Below are 21,127 nucleotides of genomic sequence, written 5' to 3'. Positions count from 1 at the left end.
AGGGAGCGTCACGTTGCGGTCCCCGACCCCGAGGTCACCGGTGACGCGGAGGGAGGACACTCCCCGGCCGCCGGAAACGCCGACGTTCGCGACGGCAGCGGTGCGGTCGCTGTTCCCAGCGCTCGCCGGTGCCTCCGAGGTCTACTTGGACAGCGCCGCCACCACACAGAAACCGCTGCCGGTCATCGAGACCATCCAGCGGTACCACAGCAACGGCACCGCCAACGCCGGCCGTGGGACCTACCCCTGGGCCACCGGTCTGACGGCTCGGATCGCCCACGTGCGCGAACGCGTCGCCACGTTCATCGGCGCCGAGCACCCGGACGAGGTGGTCTTCACCGCGGGCGCCACCGCCGCACTCAACGCCGTCGCGCTGTCATGGGGCCTGACGGCGCTCGCCGATGGCGACGAGATCCTCTACAACGCAAGCGATCACGCGTCGAACGTGTACCCGTGGCAGCACCTGCGCGCGCTGCTCGCCCGGTTCGGACGCCGCGTCCACCTGGTCCCCTACCGGGTGACCGCTGCCGGTGCGGCGGACACCGACGACATCCTGGCCAAGATCACCCCGCGTACCCGGCTGATCACGACCGGGCATCTGCACCATGTCTTCGGCGGTCTGAGCACCCTGGAGGAATTGCGCGGCCGGATCGATCCGGCCATCCTGCTGTGCTTCGACTGCTCGCAGAGCGGCGGCCATCTTCCGGTCGACGTCACCGCGCTCGGCGCGGATTTCGCGACCTTCGCCGCGCACAAGATGTTCGGCGCGCCCGGCACCGGGATCCTGTACTGCCACCGGCGCGTGCACGACCGGCTGGTGCCGTTCCTGCCCGGGGGCAACTCCGGGGTCGAGCCGGATCCGGACGGATTGCGACCAGGGCCGATGCCCGCGCGGCTGGAAGGCGGGACACCCGACATCCCGGGCATCCTCGCGCTCGGCAGCGCGCTGGAGGTGCTGGAATCGTTCGGCCTCGACGCCGTCGCCGCGCACAACCGCGCCCTGACCCTGCGCCTGATCGACGGGCTGCGGCCGCTCCCCGGCCTGGAGTTCCTGCCCGGCCCCGCGCACGCGAGCTGCGAGGTCGGTTACGGGATCGTCTCGTTCACCCTGGGGGGAATCTCGGCCACGGACGCGGGATTCGTCCTGAGCGAACTCGGTTTCCTGGTGCGCACCGGCGCGCACTGCGTCCCCGCCGACATCGACGGCGCGGGCTCGGTGCGGGTCAGCACGCACATCTACAACACGCCCGACGAGATCGACCGCTTCGTCGCGTGCGTGCGAACCATCGCCGAGGAGGTCATGTGAGTAACGACATCCCCCGCTACGACCGACGGGCCGCGTCCAGGGTGCTGGCCGACTTGGCGCAGCCAGGATTGTTCACCGATCCGGTTCCGGCTCCCCGACATCGGCGATTCGAATTCACCTGTACCGCATTGGGTTTCGAGCCGGGCTGGCACCTCACCTACTCCCAGCGGCTCTATTTGGAGCGTTTCATGCGGCCGTGCCGCGCCGACCAGGTGACCAGCGCGACCCACCGGATCGGGTGGACCGATAGCGCCGGCATCCCGAATACCGGGCACGTCCGCTCCGGTGGCCTCGGCGCTTCGGTGCCGATCGCGGCGCGCGAGACCGTCCTGGCGCTGTGGCGCCACCTGGACGCCGACGCCGAATTCGCCGCGCGGGTCGCGGCGCTCGGACCGGGCGAGCACGCCGTGCTGGCGGGCACAACCACCGACCACGATCCGCGCGACATCTTCCGGGTCGGCATCGAGGCGGCGGGCCGCGTGCTGGCCCAGCACGCGCTGCTGGCCGACCGGACCCCTTACCGTGATGCCGCCGAATTCGCCGAAGGACTCCGCGTTTCCGGGATCTTCGCCGCGGTGGCCACGCGCTGGTTCTGGGAGTTGCAGGCCTCGACCTACCGGCGAGGCATGATCCCGGTGACGCTGGTCGCACAACCCGACGGCACCGTCCGCTATTCGGCGCAGACGGTGGCGACCCTGCGCGCGATGAAGGACACCACCATCGCCGACGCGCACGCCGTGATGAAGCGCGCCACCACGGCCGAAGGACACACAGTGGCCGAGGCGATCGCCAAATATCACGACGACCTCGACCTGATCTCCCGGCAGTACGCCTTGCTGCCCGAGGGCAGCCATCCGGCCTGCCTGGCGGCCACCCCGCATCAGCTCGACGGCGGGCATTTCAGCATCCTCCCGCTGCTGGTGGACCGGTTCGTCGCGACGTTCACCGAGATCGTGGACCGCTGCCCGGTCACCGAGATCAGCGCCGAACTCGACGAGGCGACCGCCGACCGTGCCGCGACCGCCGAGGACCAGGTGTTCTACGTGCCCGATATGACCTGCAAGCACTGCGTCCGCACGATCGGCGGCGTGCTGGAGTCGATGGACATCCGCGTGATCGAGATCGACCTGGACAGCAAACGGGTGGTGGCCGAGTTCCGCAGCCCACGCAATCGGGCCCGTGCGTTCGAGGTGATCCGCGACGGCGGCTACAACCCGGTCGCACAGCGGCCCGACGATATGCCGCAGGCGTCGGCCCCCGAGCCGTCGGAAGCCGCCGTATGACGCGTCGGCCGCCGGCGCTGCCCGCGCAGCTCCACCCGATCGTCCGTGCTTTTCTCGACACACCCGGCATCGTGACGGAGACGCTGACGAGATTCCGATCCCCGGCTCATCTGGTGTTCCCGCAGGTCTATTCGGAGAATCTCCTGCGACTGCGTTCCGTGCTGGAGCGAAGCCTCACCGGGTACCGAATCTGCTACGCGCACAAGGTGAATCAGTCCGTCGCTTTCGTCCGCACCGCCGAACGCGAAGGCATCGCCATCGACGTCGCCTCACCGCAGGAACTGTCCAGCGCCCGCGCCGCCGGGTTCGGTCCGGCGCGCATCGAGGTCACCGGCCCGAAGGGGGAAGTCTTCCTGCGCGACCTCGTCGACCGTGGGGTCACGATCAACGTCGACAACCTCTGGGAACTCGGCCGCATCGCGGAACTGTCCTGCGAGCAAGCGGAAATACCTGTGCTACTGCGGGTCTCCGGTTTCAACGAAGGACAGGTGAGCCGGTTCGGGATGCCGCCTGCGCACCTCGAGCGGGCGTTCGAGCTGCTCGCGGCGCGGCGCGGGCGGGTCGCTTTCCTGGGGTTGGCCTTCCACCTCGACTCCGGCGAGGTCGGTGAGCGCGTCCGGGCGATCGACACCTGCCTGCGACTGATCGAGCGCGCCTACGAACACGGACTCACCCCTTCGGTGCTCGACATCGGCGGCGGCTTCCGGCAGGTGTTCACCGCCGACGCCGAACAGTTCGACGCCTACGTGCTCGCGCTGCGCGAATCGCTGCTCGGCCGTGGGGAGCCGATGACCTGGGGCAGCAACACCTTCGGCTATCACGTCGCGGGTGGGGCAGTGCACGGCACACCGGTGTTCCACAAGTACGCCAACACCGTCCCCGCCGACCGCATGCTCGCCGATTTGCTGGACGCCCCGCTGGATCGGCACGGTGGGCGCACGGTGGCGCAGGTGGCGGGTGACAATCTGCTGGAGATATGGCTGGAGCCGGGCAAGGCGCTGGTGGACCATGCGGGCATCACGGTGGCCACGGTGGAGTTCGTCAAGGAGGTCGCCGACGGCAGCGTGCTGGTGCACGTCGACCTCAGCCGCGATTCGGTGACACCCGCAGACCAGGAAGTCCTGGTCGACTCGATCCTTCTGCCCCGCGCCGACGCGACCGTGGGCGATGGCGCAACGGGTCCGGTCGGCGTCTACTTGGCTGGACGGCTGTGCCTCGAGCGCGACCTGATCACCAATCACAAGGTGTGGCTACCCGCCCGCCCCCGGCCGGGCGATGCGGTGGTGTTCCCGAACACCGCCGCCTATCACATGGACCTGTCCGCCGCGACGGCCTCCATGCACCCCCTGCCCGCGAAACTCGCGGTCACCCGGGGGCCCGACGGGTTCCGGGTCGTACCCGACACCGACTACGAACCCGAGTTCGCCGTCGAGTCGGCACCGCCCCGCCCCATCACGCCGCACGCCACCGACCCTGCCACCCGTCCGGTCCGACCCGTCGAGGCCCGCTGATGCGATACGACCACATCACAGAACTCATCGGCAACACGCCGCTGCTGCGGCTCGACCCCGCGGTGCACGGGCTGGCGAACGTCGAGCTCTACGCGAAACTGGAGTCGCACAACCCGTTCGGTTCGGTGAAGGACCGGGTGGCCTGGGCGATGCTCCGCGACGACCTGGCGGAGATCCGCGCCGAGGGGCGGACGCTCATCGAGGCCTCCAGCGGGAACACGGCCAAAGCGCTGCGCGTCCTCGGCGCGGTGTACGGGATCGACCTGCGTGCGGTGACCAACCGGATCAAGGTGGGCGAGGTCCGCGATCTGCTGCAGCTGTTCGGCACCGAGATCGTGGAACTGCCCGGCCTGTCCGAGTGCCCGGACCCCACCACGCCGAACGACGTCTATTCGGTGATCGAGGCGACCATGGCCCAGCACCCCGGCGCGTACCGGCATCTGTCGCAGTACACCAACGAGAAGAACATCGAGGCACACCACCACGGCACCGGACGGGAGATCCACGAGGACCTGGCGGCCGATGGCATCACCAGGATCGATTACCTGATCGGCGGACTCGGCACCACCGGCTCGACCAGGGGGACCGCCAGCTACCTGCGCAAGCACCATCCCGAATTGCGCACTGTCGCGGTGGTTTCGGAGCGCTCGGACTTCGTTCCCGGGATCCGGTCGGAGAACGAGATGTGGGATGTCGGGCTGTTCCAGCCCGAGTTCTACGACCGGATCGTGACCGTGGCGGCGGGCGACGCCGTCGACGCGACGCTGCGCCTGGCGACCGGGTACGGCGTCTTGGCCGGTCCGACCAGCGGCGCGAGTTACGCGGCCGCGCTGGAGACACTGGGCGCGCTGGAGCTCTCGGCGACCGATCCGGACGATCCGATCGTGGCGGTGTTCATCGTCTGCGATCGGCTGGAGCCGTACCTGTCGTACATCAAGAAGCGCAGGCCGGAACTGTTCGGCCGCGCCGAACGCTCAGCGGCGCCGACCGAGGAGGAGCTGGCGGCGGTGCCGCGCCTGTCACCCGAACAGCTGGCCGAGTTGGACCGGACCGGGCGGCCGATCATCGTGGACAGCCGCGGCGCCATGGCCTACCGGATCGGGCATGTGCCCGGCGCGTTGAACATCCGCGACGACCAGCTCGACGACATGTTCGACCACGGCATTCCGTTCCCGCGCTCGCGCCCCGTCGTCTTCGTGTGCCCGGTCGGCGAGCTGTCGGTGCGGTTCGCGGCGCGCGCCCGGCGAGCCGGCTACGACGCCGCCGGCTTGGCCGGTGGCGTGGTCGCCTGGCGCGATGCGGGGCTGCCGCTGGAACGAGGCTGATCCCCCGCGGGCGCGAGGTCCCGCCGCCCGGCGGGGAAGCCGCCGTACAGCAACGGGGCGACCGGACCCCGGTAACCGGCGGCCAGGAGTTCGACGGTGGCGGTGAACAATTCGGTGAAACGGACCGCCGTGTCGCGCTCGAACAGCACGGCGGGGTAGATGAACACCCCGTCGATGCCCGCGGGCGCGCCGAGCCGGTCGTACCGGTCGACGAGACCGAATTCGAGGTCGTGCTTAGCGCGGACGATTCCGGTGTCGATCTCGGTGATGGTCACCTCACCGGTCGGGTCCGCCGCGGGCTGAGCGGCCACACCGCGCTGAAGGATGAGCGTCGCCTGGAACAGCGGGCAGGTCGGATCCTGCAGCAAGCAGCGCTTCAGCCGCTGGCCGGGTGTGTCCGGATGGGCGAATGCGGCCAGTGTCACCCTGCGCACCTGATCGAGCAATTCTTCCGCGTCGGCGGCGCGGTCGAGCCGCACGCGCATCAGCACGTCGTCGGCGAAGTTGCCGACCAGGTCGTCGAGCAGCCGATGATCGCGGCCCGCGACCGCCGTGGCCACCGTCACGTCGGCGCTGCCCGCGAACGCGCCGACGGACACCGCGAAAGCGGTTTGCAACACCATGAACAGACTGGCCCGCGCCGCGCATGCCCGATCGAGCAGCGCACGATGCACGTCGGGGCCGAACGCGACCGGCACGACGGCACCGGCGCAGGCGCCGCCGCGGCGGATCGCACGGGGCCGTACGCAGGGGAATTCGAGCACCGGCGGCCGACCGGCCAGAGTGTTGGCCCAGTAGCGCAACTGCTGCGTGGCGCGACTCCATTCGTCGGAGTAATCGCCCAGCTGGGCGTGCTTCCACAAGGTGTAGTCCGCGTAGTCGATCGGCAGAGGTGTCCAGTGCGGCTCGGCTCCGGCCTGCCTGGCGAGATACGCCGTGCCGAGATCGCGCAGCAGCGGGGCCACCGAGCGCCCGTCGATCGAGATGTGGTGCACGACCAGAACCAGCACCACGTCCTGCGGTCCGAGTACGCACAGCCTGGCGCGCAGCGGCAGATCGGTCTCCAGATCGAACTCGCTCGCGGCGAACTCCGCGATGCGATGCGGCAATTCGGCTTCGGTGACCACGACGACGTCGGTGCGCGCCCCGGCCTCGTGCGCCGGGACGATCACCTGAGCGGGGCCGGAGGCGGTCCACGGGTAGCGGGTGCGCAACGGTTCGTGCCGGGCGACCACATCGTCGATCGCGGCGACGACCGCCTCTGGCCGCAGCGCCGGTCCGGACAGGCGCACCGCGCGAGCCACATTCCAGTCACTCGAGTTACCGGCCCGAGCGGCGTGCCACATCCGTTCCTGCGCGGGGGCGAGCGGGATGTGCGCCGGACGCGGCCCGCGAGCGAGCGGCACCGGACGCCGCGGCGGCGGACCAGGCCGAACCGCTGGTCGTACCGTGCGCCATCCTGTGTGCCCGAGTCCGTAGCCGGTCCCTTCGGACAAGATCACCGCAGCGGAGTTGTTCACGCGCCATTACCCTCCACTACCGAACCACCGAGCATCCGAGGGAGGGTAACCAGATCGAGTAAACCGACAGTTACCGCTCCGTGACGGCGTGTGGTCCAGTTCGGCAAGGCCTGGGACAGCGGGGCGGATGAGCGCAGCGCCGGGACGCGCCGCCAGGCACTATCGTTGGGCCGTGCAGACAGGTCAGGACGCAAAGGGCCAGGAGGGCCCACGGATCTGGGGTGGGACTACGCTCACCGAGCGCAGGCAGACGCGGAGGGCGGCGCTGTTGGAGGCGGCGCTCGATCTGATCGGCGAGTCGGGCGCGAGCGGGGTCACCATGCGTGCGGTGTGCCGTAAGGCCAATCTCACCGACCGCTACTTCTACGAGAGCTTCGCCGGCCGCGACGAGTTGCTGGACGTGCTCTACCGTCAGGTCGCCGAGGAATTCCTGGAACCCATGACGGCCTTCGCCGCCACCGACGACCCGTCCCACGACCGCGCGCTGGCGGAGATCCTGGTGGACAAGGTGCTCGCCGACCCGCGAAAATCGCGGCTTTTCCTGGTCGAGCCGTACTCCAGCACCGGGCTCGGACAGACCACCTTCGCGGTGCTGCCGGTCTTCACCCGGATCATGCAGGATCATCTGTTCGCCCACATCGACGACCCGGTCAAGCGCAGGCTGGCGGCGGTGACCATGGCGAGCGGGAACGCGGGGGTGTTCTCGGCCTGGCTGAACGGCTCGCTGCGCGCAACCCGTGAGCAGGTCGTCGAGCACTGCCTCGCGATGCTCACCGTGTACCGCTCGCTCTACCGTTCGTGACCCGCACCGCGCGTCACCCGGTGCGGCCGGACGGTAGGTCACCGGACCGGGCCCGCCAGTACGCCAGTGTGTTCCGCGTCCGGATGGTGGCGGCGTGATTGGGGCCGAGGGCACGCAACTCCGCGACCAGCAGCACCTCCAGTTCCGCGACGGCGCGAGTCAGCTCGCCGTGCCGGGCGCGGCAGCTCGCGAGTTCGTTACGGGTGTCGAAGGTATCCGGGTGATCCGGGCCGAGCACCCGTAATCGGTCGCCGAGCAGTTTCTCCAGATCGGCGACCGCGCCATCGAGGTCGCCGCTGTCGGCGCGGTAGGCGGCCAGTTTGCCGCGGGTGAGCAGCGTGTCGGGATGGTCGGGACCGAGTACCCGCAGACGATCGTCGAGCAGGCGGGTGAACTCCGCGCCCGCCCCGGCCAGATCACCGCTGCGCGCGCGGAACGCCGCGAGGTTGTTGCGTGCGCCGAGCGTATTGGGGTGATCGGCGCCGAAGACGCGGAGATAGTCGACGACCAGCTGCTCGAACTCGGCCCCCGCGCCGAGGAGATCACCGCTGCCGGCCCGCCAGTACGCCAGACTGTTGCGAGTGCGCAAGGTGTCCGGATGGTCGGCGCCCAGCACGCGGGCACGGTCGGCGCGCAACTGCTCGAACCAGTCGATCGCCCCGGCGAAATCGCCGACGTCGCCGCGATTGGACGCCAGATTGTTCCTGGTGCGCAGGGTTTCGGGGTGGTCGGGCCCGAGCAGGCGCAACTGGTCGCCGAGCAGGTGCTCGAGTTCCTCGCCCGCGCCGGCGTAGTCACCGCAGCGGGCGCGGTAGCCGGCCAGCTTGTCGCGGGTGTCCAAGGTGGCCGGATCGTCGGGCCCGAGCACCCGCAACCGGTCGGCGAGCAACTGCTCGAAGTCAGCGACGGCGCCGACCAGGTCTCCGCTCTCGGCGCGATGGTAGGCCCACCGTTCCCGCGCCGTGAAGGTGTCGGGATGGTCCGCGCCCAGTGACTCGGCGAAATCGGGTGTCCATGCGGCCCACAGGTCGCGGTCGTCGGCCGACCTGCCGGTTTCCAGCTTCTCCAGGAAGTCGATGGCCAAGGCGGAATCGCCGTAGGCCAGACAGTGGCGTACGGCAGCGCCCCGCGCGTAGTCCGCGGACCGGTCGCCGGCGTCGGCCTGGATCGCCGCGATCAAGGCGCGGTGCGCGTCCGCGATGCGCACGCCGAGGCGACGGCACTCCGCGGCCAGTGCGGGCAGGAACGCGCTGTGGGCCACGCCGAGCGACTCGCGGACGGTGCCGGGGTGACTGCGGGTGACCAGGGCGCCGAGATTCACGGCGATGTCGCGGACCCGTGCCGCGCTGAGATCGACACCGAGCGACAACAGCGCCGAATCCAGCAGTTCCAGCGGCAGCACCGGACCCACGCCCGCCGCGACCAGCACGCCGAGCAGAGCCGATGTGTCGGCCTCGATCTCGGCATCGTTCCCGCGCAGCGCCGTGTCGACCCGCAGCGCGATGACCCGATCGAGGCCGATCCCGGCGGCGACCGCACCGTCGGTCAATCCCGAAGCGACCTCCAGCAGCATGCGCGCCACCAGCCAGCCACCGGCGATCACCCGTGAACCGCTCGCGTCCGTGGGGGTCTCCGCCAGCAGCCGCTGGATCCAGCCGATCCAGTCGACCGGGCCCAGCGGCGCCGCACCCCGCGCGGAATCCACCACCGCGGCGATGTCGTCGGCCGCCGGTTCGGCGATATCTATCCGGTACATGTGGGCCAGCCCCGGATCGTCCTCGACGCCGGTGCCGGGCCGGATACCGACGATCACGCGCACATGCCGGAGATCTTCGCGGCGGGTCAGCTCGGTGATCGCGGCGACCAGCAACCGCCTGGTCCCCTCCTGCGGCTGGTTCAGCCCGTCGAATACCAGGGTGACCCGGCGGCCCGCGGTGGACAGGCGGGCCAACGGGCGGCGGACCAGGATGTCGAAGCTGTCGAACTCGTCCCTGGGCCGATGCGCCCTGGCCGCGCGCGCCGCCTCCCGGAACCCGGGCAGGCGGGCATGGAGTTGCGCGGCCAGCTCCGCCGCCACCGACTCCACCGAACTGTTCACCGTCAGGAACACCGCGGCGGTGATGTAGTCGGGTGTGACGGCGAGCCCGTCGACCAGGCTGGGGCGGATCAGCATCGCCAGCAGCGTGGACTTGCCCACACCCGCCGGACCCAGCACCCCACGCAGCCGGTGACTGCCCGCGTCGACGATCGCGTCGAGACGTTCGCGCACATCGGGCGTCAGCAGCAGACCCCGGGTCAGCTGGTCGACGAACCCGGCGGCGGAGCGTCCGCTCACCGCGTCCCGGTGCCGCGCGGTGTTCGGCACCAGCCACAGTCCCGGGTCGACGCCCTGGGTCGTGGACACCGCGCCGGAACTGAACGACAGATGCTGCGGCTGCTGATGGGTGCACTGCACGGCGATCGGATCGACCAGGTCCGAGGGCAACAGGTTCTCCCCGCGCAGCGGCAGGCCCAGGTCGAAGGTGGCGAGCATGGTCCGGGTGAAGCATCCGGAGTACGCGGGACCGTCACCGGAGGCGACCAGCAGTTCCATCCGGCCGCCGGACTGCGCCAGCAGTTCGGTCCACCGGCGCGCGGCCCCTTGCACACCCTGTCCCGCCTCGCAGGCGTCGACGAGCAGCACCAGCCCGTCCAGCGCGGCGCGGTCGAGCCGCTCGCGGATCTCCTGGGTGAGGTGAAAGGCGTTGTGCAAGGTGGGATCAGCGGGTGAATCGTGGCCGAGCAGGTAGAAATCCTCGGCACTCGTCGCCACGCCGTGCCCGATGAAGCCGAGCAGCAGGGTGGCCTGCCGCTGCGAGGCCGCCGTGAAGGCCGCGTCGACGGCCCCGAGTAGTTGCGCGGCAGTGGGATTCAGCACCGGGCCGTCCAGATCGATCGCGGGCCGCCACCCGCCCGCTTCGGTGAGACTCCCGTACAGGCCGTTGGCGAGTTCCTCGGTGAAACCCAGTTCTCCCAGCGCCGCGCATTCCGACCCCACCACCAGCGCCAGCCGACCTCCCATGCAAGCAACATACCCGCGCCGCCGCAGTCGTTTCGCCGCACCGTCGCGCCGGTCCGATACCGAAAGGTGCTGTGCGAGACGTAGGGTGACGATCCTGGAGCTGGAAGAAGGAGATCGCGCGATGACCGACCCGGTGGTGGGTTTGACGGGTACGCTCACATCGCCGATCCGAGGTGCCGGGACGCTGGGCGAGGTCCTGGTCGCGATTCGCGGGGGAACCGAGCTGTACATCGCACAGTCCACCGAGCCGATCCAGGCCGGTGCGGCCGTGCTGGTCATCGCGGTCCATCCGGGGCGCGTCGTCGACGTCGTCCCGTGGATTCCGCTCACCCCGGACCCGGCCGCAGAGACCTGAAAGAGTAAAGGAGACAGACGTGCTGGGCTACCATGTGCCGGATCCGGACGAGGCGATGCTGGTCAGCGGCGGTCGCAGCCGCGACAACGCGCCGTTCAAAGTGGTCATCGGGCGTGGCGCCTGGGTGATTCCGCTGTTCCGCAAGGTGCGCTATCTGTCGCTGGCGATGTTCGAAGCCGAGATCAAGGAGCGGTGCGTCACCAAACAGGCGATCCAGCTCGACGTCCGTGCGGTGATCGCGTTCAAGGTGGCCAACGACACCCAGTCGATCGTGAACGCCGCCCAGCGATTCCTCTCCGAGCAGGAGCGGGAGATGTCGGTGCTGACCGGGCGCATCTTCTCCGGGCACCTGCGTTCGATCGTCGGCTCGATGACGGTCGAGGAGATCATCCGGGAGCGGCAGAAACTGGCCGACGAAGTGCTCGTCGCGTCGAAAGTCGAGATGAGCAATATCGGCCTGTGGGTCGATTCCTTCCAGATCCAGTCCATCGACGACGGCAACCTCGGCTATATCGCCGCGCTCGCCGCCCCGCACAATGCCGCCGTCCAGCGCGACGCGCAGATCGCGCAATCGCAGGCCGCGCAGGCGGCGGCGCAGGCCGAGCAGGAATCCCAGCGCAGGCAGGCGGAATATCAGCGCGAGACGGCGATCCTGCGCGCGCAATACCAGCGCGATATCGACAAAGCCAACGCGGAGGCCGCGCAGGCGGGCCCGCTCGCCGAGGCGATGGCGTTGCAGGAGGTGCTCACCGCGCAGGCCGAGCAGGCCCGCAAGGAAGCCGAACTCCGCGAGCAGCAGTTGCAGGCCGAGGTCGTCAAACCAGCTCAGGCGGAAGCCGATCGAGTGCGCATCCTGGCCGAGGCGGAAGCCGACCGCACCCGTATCCAAGCCGAGGCGGCCGCGTCGAACAACCGGATCGCGCTGGATCAGTTGTTGATCGAACAACTTCCGGAAATCGTGCGGCAGGCATCGAACGGGCTGGCGAACGCGAATCTCACCGTGCTGAATGGTCCGGACGGGGTGAGTGAACTGGTGAACGGAATGGTCGGTCAGGGACTGACTGTTTTCAATTCGTTACAAAAGGCGCTTTCCTCCGACGACGGCGAAAAGGCGCGTTAAAGTTGCCCAGTAGCGACGGCGACGAGGAGCGGGTGTTGGTGTCCATCGGGAAATTGGTGTCGTTCGACAGCTCTCGGGGATTCGGATTCATTCGGCCGGAGGACGGTGGACCCGATGTGTTCGTCCACGTCAACGACATCGGTCTGGACGAGGACGAGTTGCGGCAGGGGCGGGTGTTCGAGTTCGAGGTGACCGAAGGCGACCGCGGCCCCAAGGCGGTGAACCTCACTGCGGTCGGCGGGTCGTCCCCGCCTCCCGCGCGGCACAAGGGAAAGGACAGGGCGGGTTCGGGGCAGCTCACCGTTGCCGAGCACAAGCGCCTGATCACCGAACTCCTCCTGGACGCGAGCCCGGCGCTCACCGCCGGTGAGATCCTCACCATCCGCGACCGGCTCACCGCGTTCGCCGACCAGCACGGCTGGTTGGAGAACTGACCGGCGAAGTCCACGAAGCTGTCGGGGCGGCCGCCTACGATCGAGCCGAGGCCGCGGCCGCATACCGATGAGTTCGGTCCGCGCGCACCGTCGATATGGGTGAGGATCGAACCCGAGGAGGATGGCGTGGATCTACCGGTGATGCCACCAGTGCGGCCGATGCTGGCCAAATCCGCGTCCGCGGTGCCCCGCGAGCCGGGCCTGAGCTACGAACCCAAATGGGATGGCTTCCGCTGCGTCGTGTTCCGCGATGGCGCCGAAGTGGAGCTCGGCTCGCGCAACGATCGGCCGCTGACCAGGTATTTCCCTGAGGTCGCCGAGTTGCTGAAGCAGGCCCTGCCGGACCGCTGCGTGGTGGACGGCGAGATCGTGGTGGTCACCGAGCAGGGTCTGGATTTCGACACCTTGCAGAATCGCCTGCACCCGGCCGCGTCCCGGGTCGCGAAGCTGGCCGCGGAGACGCCGGCTAGCTTCGTGGCCTTCGATCTGCTCGCCCTCGGCGACAAGGATCTCACCGGGGAGCCGTTCACCGAGCGCAGGCGGCTGCTGGAAACGATCCTGGACACCGCACTCGCGCGCGTGCACCTGACTCCACTCACCCACGACCCCGACGTGGCCGAGGACTGGTTCACCCGTTTCGAGGGCGCGGGGTTCGACGGGGTGATGGTCAAGTCCGACGACCTGACATATCTCCAGGACAAGCGGGTCATGCTCAAGGTCAAGCACGAGCGCACCGCCGACTGCGTAGTGGCGGGTTTCCGCTGGCACAAGGACGGGGCCGGGGTCGGCTCGCTGTTGCTCGGACTCTTCGACGACGCCGGCCGCCTGCACCACGTGGGTGTGGCCAGCAGTTTCACCGCGGCCCGGCGTAAGGAACTGGTCGAGGAGCTCGCGCCGCTGCGGGAGAACGCGCTCGACAACCATCCCTGGCGGGATTGGGCCGATGCCGCGGCGCAGGCCGCGGCGGAAGGCAAGATGCCCGGCGGCGTCAGCCGCTGGACCGGCGGCAAGGATCTGTCCTGGGAGGCGCTGCGGCCGGAGCTGGTGGCCGAGGTGCGCTACGAGCATGTGCAGTCGGGACGGCTCCGCCACGGCGGCAGGCTGGTGCGCTTCCGCACCGACCGAACGCCGGAATCGTGCACCTACGCGCAGCTGGACGAGGTCGCGCCCGCGGAATTGAGCACGCTGTTCGGCGAAGGCGCGGCGCGATGACCGAGTCCGTCGACATCGAGACCGACAGCCGGACCGTCACGATCAGCAATCCGGGCAAGATCTATTTCACCAAGCGCGGTGAGACGAAACTCGATCTCGTCCGCTACTACCAGGCGGTCGCCGAACCGTTCCTGAACGTCGTCGGCGGCCGGCCACTGCTGCTGGAGCGCTACCCGGACGGGGCATCCGGCAAATCCTGGTTCCAGAAGCGGGTGCCGAAGTCCGCGCCGGACTGGCTGCACACCGTGGAGGTGTCCACACCGAACGGCACCACCAGCGACGCCCTCGTCGCCCACGATCTCGCCCATATCCTCTGGGCGGTGAATCAGGGGTGCCTCGGGTTCCACGTCTGGCCCAACCGCGCCGACAATCTGGAGATCACCGACGAGCTGCGTATCGACCTCGATCCTTCGCCGGGCACGACCTTCGCCGATCTGCGGCACGCCGCGATACGCACCAGGGATCTGCTCGCCGAACTCGGCATCGAATCCTGGATCAAGACCTCCGGCTCACGCGGCTTGCATCTCTACTCGGCGCTGGAACCGAAGTGGGACGGTTATCAGGTGCGGGCCGCCGCGGTGGCGCTGGCCCGCGAACTGGAGCGCCGATATCCGGAGGACATCACCGCGCAGTGGTGGAAGGAAGAACGCGGCAACCGGGTCTTCATCGATTTCAATCAGAATGCGCCACACAAAACTGTTTTCGGCGCCTGGTGTGTACGGCCGAAGGTCGGCGCGCAGGTCTCGACGCCGATCAGCTGGCCGGATCTGGCTTCGGTGGTGCCCGACGAGCTGACCATCGCGACCGTCCCGGCACGCTACGCCGAATCGGGCGACCCGTGGGCCGACCGCACGCCCCAGTCCATCGCCCCGCTGCTGGAGATGTCCGAACGGGATATGGCGGCCGGTCTCATGGACGCGCCGTGGCCCCCGCAATACCCGAAGATGCCCAACGAACCGCCCAGGGTGCAGCCGAGCCGCGCCAAGAAGGCCGAGTAGCGAGCGCTATTCGGTCCACAACACCCAGGTGCCGCCGCGCCCGCTCAGCTCGCACACCAGGGCCCGGCCCTCGGCGGTGCGTCCGGTCTTCGCTCCGGAGGCGTCGCACTTCGAACCCGCCTGCTGCACGGTGGTCGCGACGACGTGCGGGCCCGCCCATTGGTAGCCACCGGAGGTCGTGAGACAGATCAGGGTGCCACCGTCGGCGGCGCTGCCGATCTGGCCGAGTTGCGCCTCGGTGCACGACGAACCTTTCGTGACCGCCCCCTGAGGCGTCGGGGGTGTCGGCGTCACGGCGGGGCTCGGCGCTGCCGCCGTGGTCGTGGCCGCCGGACGCTCGACGGTCGTGGGCACCGGCCCGACGGGCGTGGGCGCGATCACGGCCTGGCGGTTCATCACCTCCGGCAGCCAGCTACCCGTCAGCAGGACGAACCCGGCCACCGCGGTGATCTCGGCGACGCCGAGCAGCAGCGCGAACATCGCCATGACCCGACCCCGCGGGTGACCGAAGGCGATGAAGCCGAAGACGATGGCGACCGGGAACAGCCCCAGCAGCGCCGCCACCAGCGCGACGATCGCGTACGGATTGACGATGGGCGGGATCTCCACCCGCAGTCGCCCGGTCCGGCGGCGGGTCGGCGGCTGCTCGGGCCGCCGCTCGTCCTCGTCGTCCGCCCAGCCCCCGTCGGGCTCCGGCTCCGACCAGCGATCCTCCGGCCGCGCCTGCGGCCAGCGATCCGTATCACGCCGTTCTGCCCGTGTCATTCAGGTCCCTCTCCACACCACACGCACCGCGCAGGAACCTCGGACTGCCCGGACCCCGCCCCGATATACCGACACAGAATAGGGCGCGCGCGGCGAAAAGGTCATTCGAAGTGTCCGATATTTGTGATCGGACCGTAATAACAGCGTGCCGCGACTCTCGCGAATGTGTTGGCCGAGGCGCATGCTGGTGGGCAGGCGACCCATCTGACAGTGGCCTTTCTCCAGGAGGATCCATGTCCGATAAGACGACGTCGAGCGGCCGGGATACCCCGCATTGGCATGCCAGGGCCGGAGATTTGCTCGACGACGACTTCAACCTGCCGGGCATCGTGCTGTGCGCTCTCGGCATCGCCGCGCTGGCCTGCACGCTGACCGCCGCCGGATACGGGTTCACCGGCTGGGCGGGCGTCGGCGTAGTGGTGACGGCCGCGCTGTGGATCACCGGCGTCGGCGCCCTGCTGGTCGAGCATCACCGGGAGCAGGCGATCGAACTGAAGCACGGCCGCCACGGCCACGGCCCGGGCGCCCTGCGACCGATTCGCTACAGCGGCGAGCGGTGATCCGGGGCGCCGAGTCGCCCGCGATCGACCTTGGGCAGCGATTCGGTGACCAGCGTCAGCAACATGTCACACAGCAGTTCGTGCACCTGCTCACGAGTGAGCGTGCCGCGGGTGATCCATTCACGACCCGCGACTTTGACCAGTCCACCGTAGGCGCGCACCATCGCGCGCAGTTCGGCATCGTGTGCCGAATCGGCGAGACCGACCATCAGCAGCAACCGCTCGGCCGCCGCGTCGTCGGCGGCGTCGATGATCTGCTGCACTTCGGGATCGTCGCCGACGCCCTCGTGGCTGGTCACCTTCACCCAGGTGCTGCCGTGCTCGCCGATGGTGTCCAGCAGCCAGCGCACGCTGGCTTCCACCCGCTCGCGCCGACTGCCGGTGGGCACGACCATGTTGCCGAGCTTGGGCAGCGTCACCATGCGCCGGACCACCGCGAGGTAGAGGTCGCGCTTGTTTCCGAAATAGTGGTTGATCAGACCGCGCGCGACGCCCGCGCGCTGCGCCAGTTCGGCGGTGGAGACGGCCGCATACGGACGCTCACCGAACATGTCGATCGCACAGGCGAGGATCTGCGCGCGCCGCTCGTCGGGTCCGAGCCTGCGGCGGCGCGGTAGCGCCGGGTCGGCGCCACCGCCGGCGGCCGCACTTCTGGTGTCAGCGAGTCCGGGCAATGAGATCCTTCATCACCTCGTTGGCGCCCGCGAGGATGCGCAGGACACGGGCGACACGGGCGTCGGTGTCGAGCTGGGAAATCGGTTACTCCGTCATCTAGCCGTAGCCGCCTAGCAGTTGCGGGCAGCGGTCAACCACGATACCGAGCTGATCGGTCAGCAAGTACTTCGACATGGCGGCGCTGGGAACAGCGCACTCGGCCCTCGGCGCGATGACAAGGCCTGAGCCGACGCTACGAGGCCTGCGGTGAGCTGCGCCATATTCGGGCGTTTCACCTTTCCCTTCCGGGGTCGATCCTTCGTACTGTCCGTATCGGAATTACTGACGTTGGGCACGGCGGCGACGTGCCATCGGATCGGTAGCCGGCAGCGAACGAGGTAGGGACATGACCGAACTGCTCGACACCACCGAAACGCCCCGACCGGACCGCACCTGGACGGTCGACCGGGACGGCGCCGAACTCGCCGTCTTCGAATGGGGCGACGCCGCCGCGGAGCCCTTGGTGCTGGTGCACGGCCTCACCGACACCCATCGGGTGTGGTCCACGGTGGCGGCCCTGCTGAGCGACGGCTTCCGGGTCATCGCCTATGACGTGCGCGGCCATGGCGACTCGGCCGTTCCCGCCGGACTGCCGGAGTATCGCCTCGGCACGATGGCGGAGGACTTCTTCACGGTGATCGAGGCCGCGAGTCCGCGCACGCCGGTGCACACGTGCGGCCACGGCTGGGGCGCGGTACAGCTATGGGAGGCGGTCTGCGACGAGCGGGCGAACACACGCATCGCCTCGTTCACCGCCATCGCCGGACCGAACCTCGATCATCTAGGCCTGTGGCTGCGCGCCCTCGCGCTGAGCGCCGGCCGGGAATTCCACGACCCGGGCTGGTGGTTGCACGGTGCACACTGGGCGCTGCGGCCCGGTCCGATCGCCCGCAGACTCTACCCGCCGCGAGTGCGCGGGCTGCTCGTCCGCGGGCTCGGCGGATTCTCGCCGCTGCCCGCGCGGATCGCCCGCACGTGGCGCGGCGACCTGCTCGCGGGCGCGCGCATCGCGCAGGCGAATCTGCTGCACCACTCGAGCAAGCCGCGGGTGCGGCGGACTGCGGTTCCGGTCCAGCTGCTGGTCGACACCACCGACCCGTTCGTTCCGGCCGCCGTCTACGACGCCTCCGCACGCTGGGTCGACAAACTGTGGCGTCGCGCCGTCCCGGCGAATCACTGGCTGCCGATCACCGAGCCGTTGCTGGTCGCCGAGGCGATCGCCAACTTCGTCGACGACCTGCGCGCCGACCACGCGGCGATCACCCCGCGGAGCAGCTGACCGCGGCGCACCGGCCGGGGTGCGGGCGACCGGTTCGGCGAGTTTGCGACAATGGGCCGGTCGTCTGCCCAGCTCGATGAAGGATGTCCCCAGCCGCGATGGCCGAAAGCATGATCGATCCCGAGGATCTCGCGACCTGTCTTCGGGTCCTGGAGCAGGCCGGAACGCTGGAGAAGGATCATCCCGACTCGGTGGCGGTGCAGCGAGCGGTCGGGCACATGTTCAAAAAGCTCAAGCAGCGGCGCCGCTCCGATGCGCGCGCGGCGGTGTCGGCCGCCGATCGCGCGGTGGTCGCCGCGACCGCGACCGGCTCGCCGAACAGGATCGATGACGAGACCGCGGGCATCCCGATCAGCTCACGCACGACCGGAGCCAGCGCGGGCACCCTGATCCGCCCGCGCCCCTGCTACATCTGCAAGCAGCGCTATACCCGGGTGGACGCCTTCTACCACCAGTTGTGCCCGGAGTGCGCGGCGCGCAGCCACACCAAACGGGACGCCCGTACCGATCTGACCGGGCGGCGGGCACTGCTCACCGGCGGCCGCGCCAAGATCGGCATGTACATCGCGCTGCGACTGCTGCGCGACGGCGCGCACACCACCATCACCACCCGCTTCCCCAACGACGCCATCCGGCGCTTCGCCGCGATGGACGACAGTGCCGACTGGTTGCACCGGTTGCGCATCGTCGGTATCGATCTGCGCGATCCGGCCCAGGTGGTCGCCCTGGCCGACGACGTCGCCGCTCAGGGGCCGCTGGACATCCTCATCAACAACGCCGCGCAGACGGTGCGCCGCTCTCCCGGCGCCTACAGCGCCCTGGTCGAGGCGGAGTCGGGACCATTGCCCGCGGGCGCGCTGCCGGAGGTGGTCAGCTTCGGCAAAACCATGCAGGCGCACCCTACCGCGCTGACCGCCTCGCTCACCCCGGCACTGACCGCCGCCGACGTCGCCGAGCTGGCCTTGGTCGCCGGATCGGCGACCCCGGAACGGATCGCGCGCGGCGTGGCGATCGACGCGGGTGGCCTGGTGCCCGACCTCGCGCACACCAACAGCTGGGTGCAGACCGTGGCGGAGGTGGATCCGACCGAACTGCTGGAAGTGCAGCTGTGCAACTCGGTCGCGCCGTTCATCCTGGTCTCGCGGCTGCGTCCGGCGATGGCCGCCGCCGCGGCGCGCCGCAAGTACGTCGTGAACGTCTCCGCCATGGAAGGGCAGTTCTCCCGCGCGTACAAGGGACCGGGACACCCGCACACCAATATGGCCAAGGCCGCGCTGAACATGCTGACCCGCACCAGCGCCAGGGAGATGTTCGAGCGGGACGGCATTCTGATGACCGCGGTCGACACCGGCTGGATCACCGACGAGCGCCCGCACTACACCAAGGTCCGCCTCGCCGACGAGGGTTTCCACGCACCGCTGGACCTGGTCGACGGCGCGGCGCGCGTCTACGACCCCATTGTGCAGGGGGAGAACGGCACCGATCTGTTCGGCTGTTTCCTCAAGGACTATCAGCCCTCCCCCTGGTAGCCGCCGACGCGGGGCCCGCCCCGCGACGAAAGGTTACGCTGGAGGCGTGCTGTACCGGCTGTTGGCCGACGCCACCGCCGTCACGCACTTCGCGTTCGTGGCCTACGTGGTGGTCGGTGGGTTCTTGGCGTGGCGCTTCGGGCGCACGATCTGGCTGCACCTGCTCGCGGTCTGCTGGGGATTCAGCACGATCGCGTTCGGGTTCGACTGCCCGCTCACCCATCTGGAGAACTGGGCGCGTGAGCGCGCCGGGGAGCAGCGGCTGCCGTCGAGCGGGTTCATCGATCACTATCTCACCGGTGTGATCTACCCGGAGAGCGCGCTCGGGTTGGTGCGCGCAGTCGTGGCCGCACTGGTGGTGGCGTCCTGGATCGGTTACGCGTGGGCGCTGCGCCGCCGCGCCGCCCCGGCCGCCGGTGTGCACGCACCGCACTGATCCACGCCGCCGGGCTCAATCGCCGAGGTGGCGCTCCACGAAACCCGCGACCCGCGCATGGTGCTCGTCCAGGTAGAAATGCCCGCCGGGGAACGTCGCGCGGTCGAATCCGCCGCTGGTGTGCGCTCGCCATTCGTCGGCCTGTTCGGGTCGCATCGTCGGGTCCTCGGTGCTGACCAGCGCCGCGATGTCCGCGTGCAGCGGTTCTCCCGGCTGATAGCGGTAGGTCTCGACCGCTCGGTAATCCGCGCGCACGGCGGGCAGCACGAGTTCGGCCAGGCCCGGCTCGGCGCGCAGCATCCGCGGCGCAGCGGGATCGGAGGCCAGCCGCACGAGTTCATCGATGAGTGCGTCGTCGGAGGCCAGGTGCAGCCGCTGCGTCTCCTCGAATGTGGGTGCCGGACGACCGGATACGAACAGGGTGGTCACCCGCTGCCCGGCGCGCTCGAGCCTACGGGCGGTCTCGAACGCCACGGTCGCGCCCATGCTGTGCCCGAACAAGGACAGCGGCGCGACCTCACCGTGCGCGAGCACCTCTCGCGCGATTCGGTCCGCCAGGACGACCAGGTCGGTGATCAGGTCCTCGCCCAACCGGTCCTGCCGCCCGGGATACTGCACCGCGAAGACCGCGACACCCGGCCCGAACCGCTGTGCGAGGTCACGGTAGGCCGTGGCCGAGCCGCCGCCCGGCGGGAAGCACAGCAGATGATGCCGCACGACCACGTCGGATCGCAGCGTCCGCAACCACCGCGAGTCGGTGATACCGCCTGCCACGTTCGATCTCCCTTCTCCGTCGCCGGTCGCGCCGGGCGGCCGCACCAGACCACGGTAGTCGCCCTCGGCCGCCGGACCCCGCGACTCAGCCGATGCGGAACGCGTCCCGACCCTCGACACCGACAGTCTGAAAACCTCCTGCA

Annotated in this window: 19 protein-coding genes; 14 read left to right on the top strand and 5 right to left on the bottom strand. The window is 69.4% G+C overall.

Features of this window, described 5'->3' with window-relative positions:
* Positions 1-40: 40 nt before the first annotated feature.
* The 4 genes from ACT89H_RS21445 to ACT89H_RS21430 are packed head-to-tail and all read left to right on the top strand — an operon-like array spanning position 41 to position 5,425.
* Positions 41-1,306 carry an aminotransferase class V-fold PLP-dependent enzyme gene (locus ACT89H_RS21445; protein ID WP_445110422.1) on the top strand — a complete coding sequence of 422 codons (1,266 nt, stop codon included), beginning with the start codon at positions 41-43 and terminating at the stop codon, positions 1,304-1,306.
* A complete protein-coding gene (locus tag ACT89H_RS21440) occupies positions 1,303-2,589 on the top strand; it encodes a heavy-metal-associated domain-containing protein (RefSeq protein WP_445110421.1) in 1,287 nt (428 codons plus the stop codon). Before ACT89H_RS21445 ends, ACT89H_RS21440 begins: the two co-directional genes overlap by 4 nt.
* Positions 2,586-4,100: a type III PLP-dependent enzyme domain-containing protein gene (locus tag ACT89H_RS21435; RefSeq protein WP_445110420.1), complete on the top strand. Its 1,515-nt coding sequence runs from the start codon at positions 2,586-2,588 to the stop codon at positions 4,098-4,100. Before ACT89H_RS21440 ends, ACT89H_RS21435 begins: the two co-directional genes overlap by 4 nt.
* Positions 4,100-5,425: a pyridoxal-phosphate dependent enzyme gene (locus tag ACT89H_RS21430; protein ID WP_445110419.1), complete on the top strand. Its 1,326-nt coding sequence runs from the start codon at positions 4,100-4,102 to the stop codon at positions 5,423-5,425. Before ACT89H_RS21435 ends, ACT89H_RS21430 begins: the two co-directional genes overlap by 1 nt.
* On the opposite strand, the gene ACT89H_RS21425 is transcribed toward ACT89H_RS21430, so the two are convergent.
* The gene (locus ACT89H_RS21425) at positions 5,353-6,945 is read right to left on the bottom strand and encodes a condensation domain-containing protein (RefSeq protein WP_445110418.1); all 1,593 of its coding nucleotides are present in this window, start codon (positions 6,943-6,945) and stop codon (positions 5,353-5,355) included. The genes ACT89H_RS21430 and ACT89H_RS21425 overlap by 73 nt on opposite strands.
* A 172-nt stretch (positions 6,946-7,117) precedes the next feature.
* Here ACT89H_RS21425 and ACT89H_RS21420 point away from each other — a divergent pair, with 172 nt between their 5' ends.
* Positions 7,118-7,747, top strand: coding sequence for a TetR/AcrR family transcriptional regulator (locus tag ACT89H_RS21420; protein WP_445110417.1), 630 nt, complete (start codon positions 7,118-7,120; stop codon positions 7,745-7,747).
* 13 nt (positions 7,748-7,760) lie between these two features.
* Here ACT89H_RS21420 and ACT89H_RS21415 read toward each other — a convergent pair whose 3' ends face one another.
* The gene (locus ACT89H_RS21415; protein WP_445110416.1) at positions 7,761-10,808 is read right to left on the bottom strand and encodes a tetratricopeptide repeat protein; all 3,048 of its coding nucleotides are present in this window, start codon (positions 10,806-10,808) and stop codon (positions 7,761-7,763) included.
* Positions 10,809-10,929: 121 nt separating this feature from the next.
* Here ACT89H_RS21415 and ACT89H_RS21410 point away from each other — a divergent pair, with 121 nt between their 5' ends.
* From ACT89H_RS21410 to ligD, 5 genes are all read left to right on the top strand, one after another.
* Positions 10,930-11,163: an NfeD C-terminal domain-containing protein gene (locus ACT89H_RS21410; RefSeq protein ID WP_445110415.1), complete on the top strand. Its 234-nt coding sequence runs from the start codon at positions 10,930-10,932 to the stop codon at positions 11,161-11,163.
* A 19-nt stretch (positions 11,164-11,182) separates the two neighbouring features.
* Positions 11,183-12,283, top strand: coding sequence for an SPFH domain-containing protein (locus ACT89H_RS21405; RefSeq protein WP_445110414.1), 1,101 nt, complete (start codon positions 11,183-11,185; stop codon positions 12,281-12,283).
* Positions 12,284-12,285: 2 nt separating this feature from the next.
* On the top strand, positions 12,286-12,717 hold the full coding sequence (locus ACT89H_RS21400) for a cold-shock protein (protein WP_445110413.1): 432 nt from the start codon (positions 12,286-12,288) through the stop codon (positions 12,715-12,717).
* 126 nt (positions 12,718-12,843) lie between these two features.
* Positions 12,844-13,929, top strand: coding sequence for an ATP-dependent DNA ligase (locus ACT89H_RS21395; RefSeq protein ID WP_445110649.1), 1,086 nt, complete (start codon positions 12,844-12,846; stop codon positions 13,927-13,929).
* A complete protein-coding gene (gene ligD, locus ACT89H_RS21390; RefSeq protein ID WP_445110412.1) occupies positions 13,926-14,927 on the top strand; it encodes a non-homologous end-joining DNA ligase in 1,002 nt (333 codons plus the stop codon). The genes ACT89H_RS21395 and ligD overlap by 4 nt, the downstream gene beginning before the upstream one ends.
* A 6-nt stretch (positions 14,928-14,933) precedes the next feature.
* Here the strand turns inward: ligD and ACT89H_RS21385 are convergent, their stop codons facing one another.
* Positions 14,934-15,692 carry a DUF4190 domain-containing protein gene (locus ACT89H_RS21385; RefSeq protein WP_445110411.1) on the bottom strand — a complete coding sequence of 253 codons (759 nt, stop codon included), beginning with the start codon at positions 15,690-15,692 and terminating at the stop codon, positions 14,934-14,936.
* 233 nt (positions 15,693-15,925) lie between these two features.
* On the opposite strand from ACT89H_RS21385, the gene ACT89H_RS21380 reads away from it, so the two are divergent.
* Positions 15,926-16,252 (top strand): hypothetical protein, encoded by a 327-nt coding sequence (locus ACT89H_RS21380; RefSeq protein WP_445110410.1) that lies wholly within the window; start codon positions 15,926-15,928, stop codon positions 16,250-16,252.
* Here the strand turns inward: ACT89H_RS21380 and ACT89H_RS21375 are convergent.
* Positions 16,234-16,926: a TetR/AcrR family transcriptional regulator gene (locus ACT89H_RS21375; RefSeq protein WP_445110409.1), complete on the bottom strand. Its 693-nt coding sequence runs from the start codon at positions 16,924-16,926 to the stop codon at positions 16,234-16,236. The two genes, ACT89H_RS21380 and ACT89H_RS21375, sit on opposite strands and share 19 nt — an antisense overlap.
* Positions 16,927-17,312: 386 nt before the next feature.
* Between ACT89H_RS21375 and ACT89H_RS21370 the strand changes: the two genes are divergently transcribed.
* The 3 genes from ACT89H_RS21370 (at position 17,313) to ACT89H_RS21360 (ending at position 20,210) form a co-directional block, all read left to right on the top strand.
* Complete coding sequence (locus tag ACT89H_RS21370) at positions 17,313-18,245, top strand: alpha/beta fold hydrolase (protein ID WP_445110408.1); 933 nt, start codon at positions 17,313-17,315, stop codon at positions 18,243-18,245.
* Positions 18,246-18,343: 98 nt separating this feature from the next.
* Positions 18,344-19,774, top strand: coding sequence for an SDR family NAD(P)-dependent oxidoreductase (locus tag ACT89H_RS21365; RefSeq protein WP_445110407.1), 1,431 nt, complete (start codon positions 18,344-18,346; stop codon positions 19,772-19,774).
* Positions 19,775-19,820: 46 nt separating this feature from the next.
* The gene (locus ACT89H_RS21360) at positions 19,821-20,210 is read left to right on the top strand and encodes a DUF2784 domain-containing protein (RefSeq protein WP_445110406.1); all 390 of its coding nucleotides are present in this window, start codon (positions 19,821-19,823) and stop codon (positions 20,208-20,210) included.
* A 15-nt stretch (positions 20,211-20,225) separates the two neighbouring features.
* On the opposite strand, the gene ACT89H_RS21355 is transcribed toward ACT89H_RS21360, so the two are convergent.
* Positions 20,226-20,984 (bottom strand): thioesterase II family protein, encoded by a 759-nt coding sequence (locus tag ACT89H_RS21355; protein WP_445110405.1) that lies wholly within the window; start codon positions 20,982-20,984, stop codon positions 20,226-20,228.
* Positions 20,985-21,127: the final 143 nt, after the last annotated feature.

The sequence above is a fragment of the Nocardia aegles genome (assembly GCF_052545135.1).
The sequence above is the reverse complement of the archived record's forward strand: the minus strand, read 5'-3'. Positions and strand labels throughout refer to the sequence as shown.